This window comes from Cytobacillus oceanisediminis 2691 (assembly GCF_000294775.2).
In the GTDB taxonomy this organism is placed as follows: Bacteria; Bacillota; Bacilli; order Bacillales; family Cytobacillaceae; genus Cytobacillus; species Cytobacillus pseudoceanisediminis.
The window spans coordinates 3,531,492-3,548,765 of the sequence record NZ_CP015506.1 but is presented as its reverse complement, the minus strand read 5'-3'; the positions used below and the strand labels follow the sequence as shown (position 1 = coordinate 3,548,765).

The following is a 17,274-nucleotide window of genomic DNA, read 5'->3' as shown; positions in this document are numbered from 1 at the left end:
AGGGCATGCATGTGCCCTGTTTTTCTAAAGATCTGCAGACTTAAAGTAATTGAGGGGAGAGGGAAAAAGATGAAATTTACTAGATTTGAAGTTAAAGGGGCAGTACATACAGGAGTAGCAGAGGGGGGCATATTTAAAGAAATTAAAGGTGATATTTTCGGAGATTGGGAGTATACTGGCCAGAGCTTTTCGCAGGATGAAGTTAAGCAGCTTGCTCCGCTGGTTCCAAATCAGATTATTGGTATTGGAGCTAACTATGTGTCAGTGAAATCAGATTTGCCTGAGACACTCCCGGAAATCCCTGTATTCTTCTTTAAGCCTGTATCTTCTGTTATAGGGCCTGATGAGGATATTATCATTCCTGAAGGCATTGAAGAGGTGAAATTTGAATCAGAACTGGCAGTGGTCATTGGCAGGGAAGCTAAAAATGTAGCAGAGTCAGATGTGCTTGATTATGTTTTTGGCTACACAGTTGGGAATGATGTTACTGCACCGCAATTCTTCCATAATGATGGACATTGGACAATTGGCAAATCCTTTGACACATTTACTCCGCTTGGTCCGGTTATCGAAACAGACCTGGATCCATTTCAGGTTAAAGTTGAGGCTAAATTAAACGGCTCAGAGAAGCAGAGCAGCAGCACAGAATTAATGATTATCCCAATTCGAAAAATGATTTCCTACCTGACTAATGTCATGACGCTGATGCCAGGTGACGTAATCCTTACAGGAAGCCCTGTCGGGGCTGAAATGGTTAGGTCAGGCGATGTTATCGAATGTGAGATCAAAGAGATTGGAACGCTGCGGAATACCTTTGCAGTGGCACGTGAAAGCGCAAAAACGGTATAATCTATTTGTAATGGATTAAGGTTTTTGCTCCAGAGGTGAGTATTGTGGAAAGAGAAAACATGGTCAAGTCCGTCAGCAGGGCACTGGATATTATTACATTGATCAGCCTGAAAAAAAGCGGTCTTGGCGTAACGGAAATTGCCAATCAGATTGATATCAATAAAAGCTCTGTTTATCGTATCCTCTCTACTCTTGTTCAGTACGGATATATAGAGCAGGATAGCGAAACCGGCAAGTACAAATTAGGGTATAAATTCCTGGAGATCAGTTCAAAACTGCTTGAATCAATCGATTTGCGTGCAGAGGCAAGACCTTTTCTTCAGGAGCTGGAAAATGAAACAAATGAAGTCATTCATTTGGTCGTCTACGACCAGGGAGAGGTTGTGTACATCGAAAAGCTTGAGGGCAATGAGACTTTAAGGATGCATTCTAAAGTTGGCAAACGAGCTCCGATGCATTGCACTTCTGTCGGAAAAGCCATTCTGGCTCATCTGCCTTCAAGCGTTGTTTTTGATATCCTTGAAAGAAAAGGGATGCCGGTTCATACAAATAAAACCATAACGGATAAAGATGAATTTATGAAAGAATTGGGGCAGGTCAGGCAAAATGGATATGCCCTTGATCTGGAAGAAAATGAATATGGGATTACTTGTGTTGCCGTTCCTATTTTTGACCACCTCGGCAAAGTTATTGCTGCAGTCAGTATCTCAGGCCCGACAATGCGGATGACTAGTGATCGACTTGATGCATTAAAGTCTATAATGGTAAAAACCGGACAAGGGATTTCCGCCCGGCTCGGACATGTCAGCCGAATAAGTTAGGATTAGCCCAATATATCTTGATAAAAAGATATATTGGGCTAATTTTTTTGTATATACATACAAATATTTTTGTGTAAATGCATAGATTAAATTTTCCAAATATTATTGAAATTATGAAAAATGTTTGTATAATAAAAATAAGCTTGATTCATTGTTGTATAACAAAACAATTATAGTTATATAACATGTTTCGCAGTCCGCAACAAAGTGCAATTATTGTTCGCTATTACAAAACAAAAGGGGGAAAAGTAAGTAATGAGTACTGGAATGTTAGCTTTATTATCATTATTGCCAATTATTGCAGTTGCAGTATTCCTTGTCGGACTAAGATGGCCGGCAAGTAAGGCCATGCCCATCTCGTACCTTGTAGCTGTTGTCCTGGCGCTATTTGTCTGGAAGGTGTCGGGTGCAAAAGTGGCGGCTGCATCCATTAATGGCCTGGTTGTCGCCGGAACACTCCTATACATTATTTTTGGTGCAATACTGCTTCTGAATACTCTGCAGGAAAGCGGCGGCTTAAAGACCATCCGCCAGGGATTTACCGATATCTCTCCTGACCGCAGAATTCAAGTGATTATCATTGCCTGGCTATTCGGTTCTTTCATTGAAGGCGCATCCGGGTTTGGGACTCCTGCAGCAGTAGCTGTACCGCTATTAGTGGGTCTGGGCTTCCCGGCTATGGCAGCTGTAATTGCCGGGATGGTTATTCAAAGCACACCAGTTTCATTCGGTGCAGTAGGCACTCCGATGCTCGTTGGTGTGCAGTCCGGTTTATCTGGCAATGCGAGCCTTACAGATAATCTGCTTGGCCTGGTAACGCAAATTGCCGGACAAGTAGCTATTCTCCATATGATTGCAGGCACATTAATTCCTTTATTTGTAGTAGCTTTAATGACAAGATTCTTTGGCAAGAACAAATCGTTTACAGAAGGGATAAAGATTTGGAAGTTTGCCCTGTTCGCATCTTTTGCCATGACAATCCCTTATGTAATTGTTGCCAATGTTCTTGGACCTGAATTCCCGTCTATGATTGGAGGATTAACTGGTTTAGCAATTGTTGTTGTTGCGGCAAAAAAAGGATTTCTTATGCCTCCTAAGGATCAGGTTTGGGATTTTGAAGAGAAATCCAAGTGGGATCCGGAGTGGACTGGTAAACTTGAAATCAAAGCAGTTGCCCACAAAAGCGGAAGCATGAGCATGCTGCGTGCCTGGACTCCTTATGTTTTAGTTGGCCTGTTCTTAGTATTGTCCAGATTGAAATCGCTTCCATTCCTGGAGTGGCTCCAGGCCTGGACGGTTAAGTTTGAAAACATTTTCGATTCCGGCATCACCTCAAGTTTCCAGCCGCTGTATTTGCCGGGGACCATTTTTATTCTTGTATCCGTTATCACCTATTTTATTCATGGAATGAATTCTGGTTCATACAAAAAAGCCTGGGCAGATTCAGGAAAAACAACCGTTGCTGCTTCAACCGCATTAATTTTCACTGTTCCGATGGTACAGGTTTTCATCAATACCGGCGGGGGAGAGGCAGGCTATAATCAGATGCCGATCGAACTTGCAAACGGTGCTGCAGCACTTGCAGGGGAATTCTGGCCGTTCTTTGCAACGTTTATAGGAGGCATGGGTGCTTTTATCGCGGGAAGTAATACTGTCAGTAATATGATGTTTTCTCTATTCCAATATGATGTTGGTTCACAGATTGGAGTGGATGCAACCTGGATTGTAGCTCTTCAGGCAGTCGGCGGAGCAGCTGGAAACATGATTTGTGTCCATAACGTAGTTGCTGCATCAGCTGTTGTTGGTCTTGTCGGAAAAGAAGGCACTGTCATTCGGAAAACCCTTTTCCCATTCTTCTATTATGCCTTGCTGGCTGGGTCAGTGGGCTACTCGATTGTATGGTATTCGCAAAAAGGGATCTTCAATCTCGGATCCTTCATTGCGGTTGGCATCGCATTCGCAGCTGTTTATATTATCGCAACAAACAATAGACGTTCCAACATGATTTTGCCTCCGCCTCCGGTGAATGTGAAATCAGCTAAATAATTAATTATAACTGGTTTAGCCCTTTGGCTGAGCCAGTTTTTTCTTTTTATAAAAATTTAAATTTCCTCTTCTCTTTTCCAATTACTTGTAATATAATCTAACTGTATTAACTGTACTATGAATGATAGTACACTACGTACAGATGGGAGGGTAAACATGTTTGAATTGGACGTAAGGAGCCGAAAGCCTATATATGAACAGCTGGTTGAGCGGCTTAAAGAGCTGATCATCACCGAGGTCTTAACAGCAGATGAACAGCTGCCTTCCGTTCGAACGCTGGCCCATCAGCTGACAATCAATCCCAATACGATTCAAAAGGCATACAGGGAACTAGAATCTCAGGGCTATATTTATTCTATAAAGGGGAAGGGCAGTTTTGTCAGTCCAGCAACTCCCAATCTGAACAGAGAAAAAATAGAAAAAGTGAAAAGTGAACTTTCAAAGCTTTTATCAGAAGCTATATATCTTGGAATTACAAAAGATGAATTATTTAATATGATTCAGGAATTAGAAGCAGCTATAGGGGGAGGGATAGAAGATGATCAAAATCCGTAATGTACGTAAATCATTCGAGGAGATGGAGGCTGTTGAAAATGTCTCCATCGAAGTCAATAAAGGGTCCATATACGGCTTGCTTGGTTCCAATGGAGCCGGAAAAACAACGCTCTTGAAGCTTTTGGCAGGCATCTATGTGGAGGATGAGGGGTATGTTGCCATTGACGGCCAGCCGGTCTTCGAAAATCCGGTAATTAAGGAAAGGATCTTTTTTATTCAGGACCATCCCTATTTTCTGCCTCAATATACAGTTAAGCAAATGGCACAATTTTATCAAAATATTTACAGCAGATGGGATGACGGCCGCTTTGAAGAACTTGCTGCTATTTTTGAAATGGACATACATAAAAAGATTCATAGATTTTCAAAAGGCATTCAGAGGCAGGCTGCTTTTATCCTGGCTTTGTCTGCCAGGCCGGAAGTTTTAATTTTGGATGAGCCTATGGATGGGCTGGACCCGGTCATGAGAAAAAAAGTGAAAAGCCTGCTTATAGATGAGGTTGCCGAAAGAGAAATGACCATCCTTATTTCCTCTCATAACCTGCGTGAAGTGGAAGATTTATGTGATTTTATTGGCATCATGCATAAAGGGCGTATGATCCTGGAAAAAGATCTGGATGACCTTAAAACAGATACACATAAGATTCAAGTGGCTTTTAAAGGATCTGTACCAGCCATTTTCGATCCGCTGAAAATCCTTCATAAAGAAAAAAGAGGCAGCATTATGATCTGCATTGTAAAGGGAGATGCGAAGGAAATATCATCATATGTAGAACAATTTAAGCCTGTGATTTTCGATATGCTTCCCCTTACATTAGAGGAGATCTTCATCTATGAAATGGGGGATATTGGATATGCAGTCCAGAACATCCTTGGTTAAAAGGGAAATTTTAAAAACGATTTTCAGAAGTGTAGGCTGGGTTTCCATTGTATATTTTCTCGGTCTGTTCTTCGCTATTCCACTTGATATAATAATGAATTCTTCAGAGGAACAGCGGAAATTTCTGGACATTGACAATCTGTTTCAACACAACTTCCAAATCCAGTTTATTTTTAATATATCAGTGCCGGTGATCTTGTCAGTGTTCTTATTCAGATACACACAGGTAAAACAATATAGCGATTTAATGCACAGTCTCCCAGTCAAGCGGGCATCCATTTTTCATCAGTATGCTTTAACTGGCATCATGCTATTAATTTCGCCGGTTTTACTCATTGCTTTGATAGTTCTGATACTGTACCAGCCCATGAATTTGCAGGAGTTCTATTCAATTGGAGAGATATTCAATTGGGTGGGCATCACCCTTTTGTTTAATATTGTGATTTACCTGGCAGGAGTTTCTGTGGGAATGCTGACGGGATTATCCGCCGTTCAAGGTGCTTTAACGTATATTTTCCTCTTGCTCCCTGTAGGCCTGATCATTTTAGTTTCTATTAATTTGCCATTCTATTTATTTGGCTATCCAGACCAATATTATATGGCAAGCAAATTTGAGAAGTTTTCTCCCTTAATTGCACTAACTCAGATGAACATGCGCACTCCCTCAAGCGCAGAGGCTGTTATTTATCTCTTTCTTATTTTGTCTCTGTATTGTCTTGGTTTGCAGATCTATAAAAGGAGAAGGATGGAGGCTGTCTCCCATGCCCTGGTTTTTCCGATTACAAAACCCATCTTTAAATATGGTGTAACTTTTTGCACGATGCTTTTAGGGGGAGGGTATTTCGGTGAGATGCGCGGCGGCATGAGCTGGCTTATAGCTGGCTACGTGTTTGGAGCATTGATTGGATATGCGGCTGCCGAAATGGTTCTGCAAAAATCATGGCGTGTGACCATTAATATGAAAGGATTGCTTGCATACACAGCTTTAATGGCGGCTTTATTCGCCTTATTCCAATTTGACTTTACTCAATATGAAAAAAGCATACCACGGGGCAATGAGATTGAGCGGGTTCATTTTAGCGAGAGTTTTTACCTTTATAGTGATATCGATACTGAGGAACCCTTATATTTGAAAGAATACGAGAATATTGATTTGGTCAGAAGATTTCATGAGACGATTGTAAAGGATGAAAACAGGCTTGCGGAGATTCCGGGCCGCGATTCAGTTTTTATCGTGTATGAACTGAAGAATGGTGAAAAGCTAATCCGTGATTACAGGATTAATAAAAAGGAATACAAGCCATTTCTTAAGCTGATTTATGAATCAGATGAATATAAAAAGGCAACAAATGAAATTTATCAGGTTTCAGCAGATGCTGCAACGAAATTGACGATTACTCCAACTGGCCCAGTTACGAAGCGGGCGGTCATTACAGACGATAAAGATCTAAAAGAGGCTATTGAGATATTAACTGAAGAAGTTGATTCTGCTTCCTTTGAAGAACTCCAGGGAAGTGACGAGCCATATGCGCACATTGAGATTTTTTATAATGACAGCAATAAAGCTTATATGCCCTGGTATCCTTCTTATTCAAGATTTGAGAAATGGCTGGAAGAAAAGTCACTGCTGAATGAAGCAAGAGTGAACAGCAATGATATCTCTTATGCTTTGGCTGCAAAAGCGAAGGATATCGATATCAACTTTGCAGCAGGGTACTCGTATGAAGAAGTTTTTGAAGAAATGAGAGATAGCAAATCTGCCGTCAAATTAACGGATAAGGAACAAATTGAAAGCAGCTTGAAGAATTCAGAAGGATTCGTGGATGGAGACTATATTATTGCGTTCTATTTTGATGAGCAAAGGACAATTGATATTAAAAGCTTCACGGAAAAAACAGTTCCAGACTTTATAAAAGAACGGCTTCAATAAAAGGTTAGAAACCTATAGGAGAGGGGGATTAAAGTGATTAAACCTTCAATGGATATGAGAGAGATCTGCAGGCTCTACAATAAACGGCTCTATCATATTGCTTATAATATAACTCGGGATCATTATCTTGCACAGGATGTTGTGCAGGAATCCCTGCTCAAAGCATATAAAAAAATGGACAGCATTGATGATCAGGAAAAGCTGGGGGCCTGGTTATCCTCGATTGCAACTAGAACTGCGATTGATTTTGTCCGGAAAGAAAGAAGGACAAATGAGAGAATACAGGATTCTTTTGATTTTGAAAACTGCATGGAAAGTAAATTTATTGATGCTGGGCAGGAAGCAGAAGTTAATTTGCTTGAGGAGCAGATATACGCTTATGTGGATTCCCTCTCCTATGAACAGAAAAGGGTTTTCCTGCTTAAAACAAAGCACGGGCTGAAAGAGAAAGAAATAGCGGACATTCTCCATCTCAACCCAAATACTGTCAAAACTAAATTGTATCGGGTCAGGCAGCACCTTAGAGAAATTCTTGGCGATCGGTATTTGGCATAGAAAAACAGCTTCTGAAAAGGAGCTGTTTTTTTGTGCAATTACAAGGAATTGATAAATAATCAGCAGGGAATTCGGCCAGTCAGCAGGAAAATCTCCATTCTTAATGGAAATGTCTTCATAGAAAACCTGATTAATAAAAGGAGGTTCACTATGGAATTGAAAGATTGCAGGGCCATAATCACTGGCGGCGCCTCAGGGCTTGGCGAGGCGACTGTGAGAAAAATAGCCGGATGCGGCGGAAAAGTTCTTATTGCAGATTTGGCGGAAGATCGGGCAAGCCATCTTATCAAGGAACTGGGAGGGAATGTTTATTTTTTTAAAACGGATGTAACAAAAGAAGAAGACGTGCAGGGAGCAATTGCATTCGCTTCTGAAAAATTTGGCAGCTTTAATACTGCCGTTAACTGCGCCGGCATCGGAATTGCCGCCAAGCTGCTTGGCAGAAAGGGAGTCCACACACTGGATATGTTCCAAAAGGTCATAACGATTAATCTGGTCGGGACTTTTAATGTCATTCGCCTGGCTGCTGAACAAATGGCAAAGAATGATCCGAATGATCAAGATGAAAGAGGCGTCATTATTAACACTGCTTCCGTAGCAGCCTTTGAAGGACAAATTGGCCAGGCTGCATATAGTGCATCGAAAGGCGGTGTGGTTGCCATGACCTTGCCAATTGCCAGAGAGCTGGCGGATTATGGGATTCGTGTTATGACGATTGCCCCTGGATTGTTTAATACACCTATGTTTGATTCACTGCCTGATGAGGCAAGGGATTCATTGGGGAAAATGGTGCCCTTTCCTTCAAGACTGGGATATCCTGAGGAGTATGCCAGGCTGGCTGAGAGTATTTTAGTGAATCCGATGCTGAATGGAGAAACGATCCGTCTGGATGGCGGCATCCGTATGCAGCCTAAGTAAATAGAGAACCTGCCCTTTCTGCATAGAATAGGTTCTTTTTTTGAAAAATTATTTTAATGTTCTAAAAATATCGATAATTATTGTACAATATAAATGTAAGCCTTTTCAAAGGTGAGGAATAGTACTTTGTGTTATGTCAAAAAAAATTTTAGATTCGGAGGATCATAATATGGCTGCTTCATACATACAGGAAGAGCATGAAATTTTTCGGCAATCACTGCGTAAGTTTTTAGAGAAGGAAGCCTATCCGAATTATGACAAATGGGAAGAGGACAGGATCATTCCCCGGGATTTTTGGTGCAAGATGGGGGAGCAGGGTTTTTTATGCCCTGATATTGAAGAAAAATATGGCGGAAGCAGCGTTGATTGGGGCTTCTCAGTAGTCATCAATGAAGAACTTGAACGTGTTGGCTCAGGCATGGTGGGAATTGGGCTTCACAATGATATCGTTGTTCCGTATATTACTGCTTATGGAACAGATGAGCAAAAGGAAAGGTGGCTGCAAAAGTGTGCGGCAGGAGAAATCATTACTGCTATCGCAATGACTGAACCTGGCGCCGGATCTGATTTAGCCGGCATCAGAACGACAGCAAGACTTGAAGGGGACCATTACATAGTGAATGGCGAAAAGACCTTTATAACCAATGGAATTCATTCCGATTTAATCATCATTGCCTGTAAAACCAATCCCAATGCAGTTCCCCGGCATAAAGGAGTAAGCTTGCTTGCGGTCGAGAGGGAAACCAAGGGGTTTACAAGGGGAAGAAAATTAAACAAGGTCGGACTTCACTGTCAGGATACGGCAGAGTTAATTTTTGAAGATTGTAAGGTTCCGAAAGAAAATCTGATTGGAGAAGAAGGGAAAGGTTTTCTTTATTTGATGGAAAAGCTGCAGCAGGAAAGACTTGTCGTAGCAATCGCTGCACAGGTGGCTGCAGAGGAAATGCTTAATTTAACAATGAATTATGTTAAGAATCGCGAGGCATTCGGAAGACCGGTCAGCCAATTTCAAAACACTCAATTTAAGATTGCCGAAATGGCAACAGATATAGAGATGGGAAGGTCGTTCCTTGATCAATTGATCACAGAACATATGGCAGGCAAAGATGTAGTTACAAAAGTCTCCATGGCGAAATGGAAGCTTACAGAAAATGCCCGGAATATTGCCGCAGAATGCATGCAGCTTCATGGCGGCTATGGCTATATGGAAGAATACGAGATTGCAAGGAGATACAGGGATATACCGGTTGCCAGCATATATGCAGGTACAAATGAAATCATGAAAACCATTATTGCGAAGAACATGGGTTTATAAGGAGGAGTAAACATGCGTGAAGCTGTCATCGTCGAAGGTGTCAGAACGCCGGTAGGAAGAAAAAACGGCTTTTTAAAAGATATCAGGGCGGATGATCTGGCTGCTGAAGCACTAATGGCACTTGTCGAACGTGCAGGTATAGATCCGCAAATTATTGATGATGTCATTCTTGGATGTGTCTCGCAAATAGGCGAACAAACAGGGGATATTGCAAGGGTCGCAGCTTTGATCGCAGGGTTTCCGATTGAAGTGCCAGGTACCACCATTGACCGTCAATGCGGCTCCAGCCAGCAGGCTGTCCATTTTGCAGCTCAGGCGGTTTTGGCGGGAGATATGGAAATTGTTATCGCAGGCGGTGTCGAAAGCATGTCCCGTGTCCCAATCGGCTCCAGTTATCAGGGGGTAGGATTCAGTGAAAAACTGACAGACAAACATGAAATCATCCACCAGGGCTTATCAGCTGAACGCATTGCTGAAAAATATGGTTTTACAAGAGAAGAACTTGATCGCTATTCATTAGAGAGCCACCAAAAGGCTTTAAAAGCCCAGGACGAAGGACGTTTTGAGAGAGAGATTGCACCATTAAATGTGAAATTGCCTGATGGACAGCTCATGACGGTTTCGGAGGACTCTGGCCCCAGAAAGGAAACGTCGCTGGAAGCACTTGGAAGTTTAAGGGCTGTTTTTAAGGAGAATGGGGTCATTCATGCAGGAAATTCAAGTCAAATCAGTGATGGAGCCGCAGCACTATTAATTATGTCACGCGATAAAGCAGAGGAGCTTGGAATGAAGCCGAGATTCAGGATACTTTCCCGCACAGCAGTTGGCTCTGATCCTACTTTAATGCTGACTGGACCGATACCTGCAACCGAGAAAGTGTTAAAGAATGCTGGACTGGCTATTGAGGACATCGATGTGTTTGAAGTGAACGAAGCGTTCGCTCCTGTTCCGCTTGCCTGGCTGAAAGAAACTGGAGCCGACCCTGCAAAGCTTAACCCAAACGGCGGAGCCATTGCACTCGGCCATCCTTTGGGAGGCAGCGGTGCACGGCTGATGGTCACCATGATACATGAACTAGAAAGAACAGGGGGGCGCTATGGACTTCAGACCATGTGTGAAGGCCTTGGTATGGCAAATGCGACTATTATTGAACGTTTAGACTGAAGAATGGGGAGGAATGAAAATGACTACTACTATTGGAAGAATTTTCGATCTAACTGCCGGAAAATTTCCGAATAAAGAAGCCCTGTATGATGTCAGAAAAAATCTGCGTCTTACCTATAAGGAATGGAGCCTTGAGATCAATAAATTGGCGAATGCCTTAATGAATGAGGGAGTCAGGAAGGGTGACAGGGTTTCAACCTACCTTTTTAATACTGAGGAGCTTGCAACAGCATTTTTTGCATGTGCAAAAATCGGCGCCATTTTTAATCCGATCAACTTTAGGCTGATGTCAGAAGAAGTTGCTTATATCCTTCAGGATGCAGAGCCAAAAGTAGTGTTATTTGAACAAATGCTGGAATCCGGCATTACCCCAATTGCTAAACGTTTTCCGCATACAGCCTTTTGGTACATTGATGACAAGGCACCCGGATATGCTTCATCCTATCGGGAAAAAGTGGATGCAGCATCACACGATGAAATTGAAATAGAAATGGACGAAAATGACTTATACGCGATCATGTACACAAGCGGTACCACGGGAAGGCCAAAAGGAGTTGTCCACAGGCACCGGGATATGGCTGAACATAGTTTAATCGTAATAGGAGCCACCAAGCTTGAAAGCAGTGACAATGGTCTCGTGACTGCACCAATGTTCCACTGTGCAGAGCTTCACTGTGCCTTTTTGCCAAGGGTGCATGTGGGGGCAAAAAATACCATCCTCCATCACTTTGATGCAAAAGAAGTATTACAGTTAATCTCAGATGAGAAGATTACAAAGTTTTTTGCAGCACCTACCATGTGGAATATGCTGCTGCAGGAAAACTTAAGCCATTATAACCTGGAAAGCCTGAAGCTGGGACTGTATGGAGCAGCTCCAATGGCTCCGGCACTTGTTTATGCCTGCCGGGAAAAATTAGGCATATCCCTCGTACAGGCATATGGAATGACCGAGATGGGGCCAGCGATTACGTTTTTATCTGAAAATGATCAAATCCGGAAAGCAGGGTCTGCCGGGCAGGCATGTTTAAATCATGAGATTAGGATTGTAAGGCCGAATGAAAATGGTCCATCAGATCCTGAGGATGTGGTGCCGACAGGGGAAACAGGTGAAATCATCGTAAAAGGTCCATGCATGATGAGTGGTTATTTTAATCGGGATGAGGCAAACGATCTTGCCATGCATGGGGGCTGGTACCATTCAGGTGACATAGGATATCTGGATGACGAAGGCTACTTGTACGTTAAAGACAGAGTCGATGATATGATCATTAGCGGCGGTGAAAACATTTACCCTAGGGAAGTGGAAGATATTTTATATACGCATAATGGCGTACTGGATGTGGCAGTGATCGGCCAGCCTGATGACCGCTGGGGTGAGACGGTCACAGCATTTGTAGTTAAAAAAGATCCGGCACTATCTGAAAATGAGCTGGATGAACTGTGCAGGAATAGTGATGAACTTGCTAATTATAAGCGGCCGAGAAAATACGTATTCTGTGAAGCTCTGCCAAGGAATGCGAGCGGCAAGATTCAAAAGTTTATGCTCAGAAAGCAGCTGGAGGATCTGTTCGCTGACGGAAAAATTTAGCCGGAAGAAAGGGATGCATGATGTTAAAAGGCATTAGAGTAATTGATTTTTCCAATTATCTCCCCGGTCCGTTTGCTTCCCAGAGACTTGCAGAGCTTGGAGCTGAAGTGATTAAGGTTGAATCCTTGACTGGTGACCCCGCAAGGCAGCTGGATATTAAAATAGAGGGTACAGGAGCCGTGTTTGCCGCCAACAACCGCGGTAAAAAAAGCATTACACTCAATCTGAAGAGTGAGGATGGAAGAAATGCAGCCCTAAAGCTGATTTCTGAAAGTCATGCCGTGCTGGAAAGCTTTCGGCCAGGGGTCATGAAAAAGCTCGGACTTGATTATGAGACTGTAAAAAGACACAAGCCTGCTATCGTTTATTGCTCCCTTACAGGCTACGGGGGCAATGAAGACTATCAATATTTAGGCAGCCATGATTTAAACTATATGGCAGTAAGCGGCGCCCTTTCCCAGCTGAAGGACCCCAGCGGCCGTCCTGTTCACCCGTCCAATACAATAGCGGACTTTATGGGAGGAATGGCCGCGAGTGAAAGGATACTGGCAGCCCTGCTTTCCAGCAGGATTTCCGGAAATGGCGGGCATCACTGCATTTCCATTGCTGAAGTGATGGCTTCCATCATGGGAAACCATTTGCTGATTGAAAACGAAACGGGTTATTCAAATGGGCTATCGGTACTAAGCGGGGAGATCGTCGCCTACTCTATTTATGAAACAAAGGATGCGAGGTTTGCTGCTCTTGCTGCATTAGAGCCGAAGTTTTGGATTAACTTCTGCAAGAGTGCCGGCAGGGAGGATTGGATTGATTCCCATTTCTCCCGTGCTTCTGGCAATAATCCTGTATATTTGGAGATGACCGAATTATTTAAAAGCAGGACATTAAAAGAGTGGACTGAATTCGGGCAAAGAGTTGATTGCTGCCTGACTCCGGTATTGGAGACGGGTGAATTAAAAGACTTTCCACTTTTTAAGGAGATTTATGAACAAGACGGGAATTACCCTTTAGTTAAAATGCATGGAGGAATTGACTCAGCATTGACTGGCCCTCCAAAACTGGGAGAACATAATGAGGAAGTTTTAAGCAATATTGCTGGAATGTCAGCGGAGAATGTTAAAGCTCTGACAGCAAAATAAATATTCTAAATAAAAGTCGGCGAACTTGTCTTTCAGATAGCCGATCTGTAACTTATGAATTCATGAAGAGCCCTAAATCCATATGATGGATTATGGCTCTTTCTTTTTTGGCGGCGAATGTTTCTATGAAAGAGGAGGGCTTTAAAGAAGATTAAATGGTATAATGAAAGGGAATATATAATAAAATAAACTTTTTTCTATTTTTGGAGTGTGATGGTCACTAGTGCGTTTTATTAAAACAATTCCCAATATGGTCACTTTGGGTAACTTATATTGCGGTTTTCTTTCAATCGGAATGGCTGCCAATGGCGAATTTAAAAATGCAGCAATATTAATTTTAATCGGCATGATGCTTGATAGCATGGACGGCAGGCTGGCAAGAATGCTGAAAGCGGATAGTACGCTTGGAAAAGAACTTGATTCACTGGCAGATATTGTTACATTTGGGGTTGCCCCTTCATTTTTGGTCTTTTATACATACTTTTTTCAATTTGGAATCCTTGGATTAATCGTTTCAGGTCTTTTTCCTCTATTCGGGGCATATCGGCTTGCCCGATTCAATATCAGTCCCCCAAAGTCCTCATTAAATTATTTTATAGGAGTTCCAATAACAGCAGCAGGAGGGATAATGGCCATACTGACCCTTTTTGGTGACCGTATTCCCAATATCATTACAACTGTTGTGTTCACAGCACTATGCTTTCTGATGGTAAGCAGAATTCGGATTCCCAGCTTTAAGGAAGTTCCTCTTCCAAAATACGGGACGATTGTTACCATTTTTCTTGGAAGTGTTCTGTACGTTATTTATAAGGGCTCCTATGGACCATTTCCCGATTTAATTTATATTGCGATTCCGCTTTACATAGCGTATTTGACATACCGATTCATTAAAGGTAAAAACAAAAAAGAAATCGATTAATTAGAAATGCGGAAGCGCCTTGCCCGCGAAGGAACGCAGACTTAGACCGCCACCCTCCCAAAAGCTGTTGCTTTCGGTCGTGTGATGTTTATGCTGACGCCCTGGGGCCTCACCTCGAGGAGGCAGGCTGCTTGCGCAAACAGTTATCAGAGTTCAAAGTTATACTTTTTTACAAATAAAAAAAGGCCGGGATGGCCTTTTTTATTTGTAAAATACCTTGTCTATATTAAATTTTGCATGAAGGGTATTAATGATATAAGTTTCATAAATTTCGCGCTCCATGCTGTCTTCCACGTAAATGACCGCAATTTTATAGATATCATCGCGATGATTTTTTATTGGAGAAACATTATCTTCAAAATGTTTTTTCACGCGCTGCCTTAATTTTCGTGCCTTCCCTACAAATAGCAGATCTTCATTCGCATCGAAAAACAGAATCATGCCGCCCTTGTCTCTTGGTATTTTATGATAATCTGTGAAACCATAGACACTGCTAAGGTCACTTTCTCCTGCCTGTCCCGTTTGCCTGCTTCTTGTAATTACGAGATCAGGCTGAGGGATTTCAATTTTTATCAATATCATCACTTCCTATTCTAAGATTAAAGAGTACCATAAATTTCATATGTAATCTACATTAAAAAGTATCATTGGATCCTGCCTTGCCGCAGAAGCTCCTTATATGAAGTGTAATTGTTTTTGTCTTTCTTTTGTCATATTCAGCAGCACTTCATTATTAAGCGAGCGTGCCATTTTAAGGGTAAGATCCAAAATCTTTTTGATTCCTTCCTTCTGGCCGTAATCAATAGCAACCCGATCACATTGAACTTCAGTATCTGTACAAATTATATTCTTTCCAGCAGGATAGGTAATATGTCCAATTTCATGCCAGATTATCGCTTCTTTTATTTCTCTGTCTGAACAGAACTTTTCATAATCATAGACGACAATAAACCAGTCATAATGCGCATCCAGGGATTGATAAAACATAGTCAGGAGTCTGCAGTCAATATTCCACAAGTTCAGCCAGCTTCCATCGTTTAGACCAAAGTTTTTTAAAACAGTATGTTTATCTTCTAAAATGGCTATTTTTCCGTCTAGGCCGCAATAGGATAAGGAAAGCTCTTCACACAAACAGATCAAGTCAGATTCTCCTTTTATTTAACTTCGGTTTACTAGCATTGTTATGTAAGCGGCACTTTTTTAATCACCAGCCAATAAGAAAATAAAGAAATGAATGGATTTGTTTGCAAACTGCCATGCGGCAGTATGATGCAAAAACGTGGCAGCAGATACATTTCAAGAAAATCTGCAAGGTAATTAATTTAGGTGTGATTTAACTAGTAATCCAAAAGCGGGGCCTCAGCAGCCTTCATGGAGGGTAAAGGTTGCTCGAGACCAAACTTTCATATGCACAGCGGCTTTCCAGCACACTTTCAGCTAAGCCTGGTTAACGGCACTTTAAGAAGTTAATCGTGTTTTTTTCCTGATTATAGTAAACCAAAATGGGTATATTCTAATAAAAATTAACATTGAACGGGTGAATTCCTAAGCTGAGCACATCTGTGTTAGCTTTTTTTCGTTCTTTTTACATAAAGAGTTTCCCTCATAATTATTACTTAGCTTATAGTGAAAAATACTTACACATAAGGAAATTGTCATATCAATATTCCATTTCACATAAAAATGAAAAATAGCTAAGGGCTAAAAAATATTTTAAATATAAAAAGGAGAAAATAAATATGTAAAGAATATTAAAACTATTCATAATTTTATAAATAATATTTTGTGTTTCGAAATATAGGGGGTTAGCAAGTTGGGGATATTAGAGATTAAAGATGCTACTTTGAGGTTTGGAGGCGTAGTGGCGCTTGACAACGTCTCATATGAAGTGCAGGAAGGAGAGATTTTTTCACTTATTGGGCCAAATGGCGCAGGGAAGACAAGTATGCTGAATTGCATTAGCGGACTATACAAGCCTTCATCTGGTTCCATCCATTTCAAGGGGGAAGATATCACCCGCTATAAACCTCACAAAAGAGCCAGTATGGGCATTGCCAGGGCATTCCAGAACATCGAACTTTTTCCGCATTTATCTGTTTTGGACAATCTGATGCTTGGCAGGCATGTGAGAATGAAAACCGGACTCCTTGCAGGAGGATTTTATTGGGGAAAGGCGCAAAGAGAGGAAATTGAACATCGGAAAAAAGTTGAGCAGGTGATCGATTTTCTTGAAATTGAGGATATCCGCAATACTCCCGTGGGTACCCTTTCGTATGGATTGCAGAAAAGAGTCGAAACCGGCAGGGCTCTGGCACTGGAACCTGACATCCTTCTTCTGGATGAGCCGATGGCAGGCATGAATAGTGAGGAAAAAGAGGACATGGCCAGATACATTATCGACATTCATGAAGAAATGAATACAACTATTATATTAATTGAACACGACATGGGGGTTGTAATGGATTTATCCGATCACATTGCAGTTCTTGATTTTGGTAAGCTGATTGGTTACGGGACGCCTGAAGAGATTCAGAATAATCCTAGAGTCATAGAAGCTTATCTGGGAGAGGAGAATGCCGTATAAAAGATGATTCG

Annotated in this window: 16 protein-coding genes; 14 read left to right on the top strand and 2 right to left on the bottom strand. The window is 41.8% G+C overall.

From position 1 onward, the window contains the following. The first annotated feature begins 69 nt into the window (after positions 1-69). The 13 genes from A361_RS17850 (at position 70) to pssA (ending at position 14,679) form a co-directional block, all read left to right on the top strand. On the top strand, positions 70-849 hold the full coding sequence (locus A361_RS17850) for a fumarylacetoacetate hydrolase family protein (RefSeq protein ID WP_019382483.1): 780 nt from the start codon (positions 70-72) through the stop codon (positions 847-849). Positions 850-893: 44 nt separating this feature from the next. Further along, entirely contained in the window at positions 894-1,670 is a 777-nt protein-coding gene (locus A361_RS17845; protein WP_009333545.1) for an IclR family transcriptional regulator, read from the top strand. 255 nt (positions 1,671-1,925) lie between these two features. Then, positions 1,926-3,716, top strand: coding sequence for an L-lactate permease (locus tag A361_RS17840; RefSeq protein ID WP_019382484.1), 1,791 nt, complete (start codon positions 1,926-1,928; stop codon positions 3,714-3,716). 156 nt (positions 3,717-3,872) lie between these two features. Then, positions 3,873-4,271: a GntR family transcriptional regulator gene (locus A361_RS17835; protein WP_009333547.1), complete on the top strand. Its 399-nt coding sequence runs from the start codon at positions 3,873-3,875 to the stop codon at positions 4,269-4,271. Beyond that, positions 4,255-5,151, top strand: coding sequence for an ABC transporter ATP-binding protein (locus A361_RS17830; RefSeq protein WP_009333548.1), 897 nt, complete (start codon positions 4,255-4,257; stop codon positions 5,149-5,151). The genes A361_RS17835 and A361_RS17830 overlap by 17 nt, the downstream gene beginning before the upstream one ends. Next, complete coding sequence (locus tag A361_RS17825; RefSeq protein WP_019382485.1) at positions 5,105-7,081, top strand: DUF6449 domain-containing protein; 1,977 nt, start codon at positions 5,105-5,107, stop codon at positions 7,079-7,081. Before A361_RS17830 ends, A361_RS17825 begins: the two co-directional genes overlap by 47 nt. A gap of 33 nt (positions 7,082-7,114) precedes the next feature. After that, positions 7,115-7,636: an RNA polymerase sigma factor gene (locus A361_RS17820; RefSeq protein WP_019382486.1), complete on the top strand. Its 522-nt coding sequence runs from the start codon at positions 7,115-7,117 to the stop codon at positions 7,634-7,636. A gap of 150 nt (positions 7,637-7,786) precedes the next feature. Next, positions 7,787-8,554 carry a 3-hydroxyacyl-CoA dehydrogenase gene (locus A361_RS17815; protein WP_026041760.1) on the top strand — a complete coding sequence of 256 codons (768 nt, stop codon included), beginning with the start codon at positions 7,787-7,789 and terminating at the stop codon, positions 8,552-8,554. A gap of 169 nt (positions 8,555-8,723) precedes the next feature. After that, positions 8,724-9,869, top strand: coding sequence for an acyl-CoA dehydrogenase family protein (locus tag A361_RS17810; RefSeq protein ID WP_019382488.1), 1,146 nt, complete (start codon positions 8,724-8,726; stop codon positions 9,867-9,869). Between the two features lie 12 nt (positions 9,870-9,881). Continuing rightward, positions 9,882-11,033 (top strand): thiolase family protein, encoded by a 1,152-nt coding sequence (locus A361_RS17805; RefSeq protein ID WP_019382489.1) that lies wholly within the window; start codon positions 9,882-9,884, stop codon positions 11,031-11,033. Positions 11,034-11,052: 19 nt separating this feature from the next. Continuing rightward, positions 11,053-12,621, top strand: a complete 1,569-nt coding sequence (locus tag A361_RS17800) for a fatty acid--CoA ligase (RefSeq protein WP_019382490.1) — start codon at positions 11,053-11,055, stop codon at positions 12,619-12,621. Positions 12,622-12,641: 20 nt separating this feature from the next. Beyond that, positions 12,642-13,760: a CaiB/BaiF CoA transferase family protein gene (locus tag A361_RS17795; RefSeq protein WP_019382491.1), complete on the top strand. Its 1,119-nt coding sequence runs from the start codon at positions 12,642-12,644 to the stop codon at positions 13,758-13,760. Positions 13,761-13,983: 223 nt separating this feature from the next. Next, the gene (gene pssA / locus A361_RS17790; protein WP_009333556.1) at positions 13,984-14,679 is read left to right on the top strand and encodes a CDP-diacylglycerol--serine O-phosphatidyltransferase; all 696 of its coding nucleotides are present in this window, start codon (positions 13,984-13,986) and stop codon (positions 14,677-14,679) included. A 201-nt stretch (positions 14,680-14,880) separates the two neighbouring features. Here pssA and A361_RS17785 read toward each other — a convergent pair whose 3' ends face one another. Both A361_RS17785 and A361_RS17780 read right to left on the bottom strand, forming a co-directional pair. Continuing rightward, positions 14,881-15,255 (bottom strand): nucleotide excision repair endonuclease, encoded by a 375-nt coding sequence (locus A361_RS17785; protein ID WP_019382492.1) that lies wholly within the window; start codon positions 15,253-15,255, stop codon positions 14,881-14,883. A 99-nt stretch (positions 15,256-15,354) separates the two neighbouring features. Further along, the gene (locus tag A361_RS17780; protein WP_019382493.1) at positions 15,355-15,819 is read right to left on the bottom strand and encodes a hypothetical protein; all 465 of its coding nucleotides are present in this window, start codon (positions 15,817-15,819) and stop codon (positions 15,355-15,357) included. 673 nt (positions 15,820-16,492) lie between these two features. On the opposite strand from A361_RS17780, the gene A361_RS17775 reads away from it, so the two are divergent. Continuing rightward, positions 16,493-17,263 (top strand): ABC transporter ATP-binding protein, encoded by a 771-nt coding sequence (locus tag A361_RS17775; protein ID WP_009333559.1) that lies wholly within the window; start codon positions 16,493-16,495, stop codon positions 17,261-17,263. Positions 17,264-17,274 lie beyond the last annotated feature (11 nt).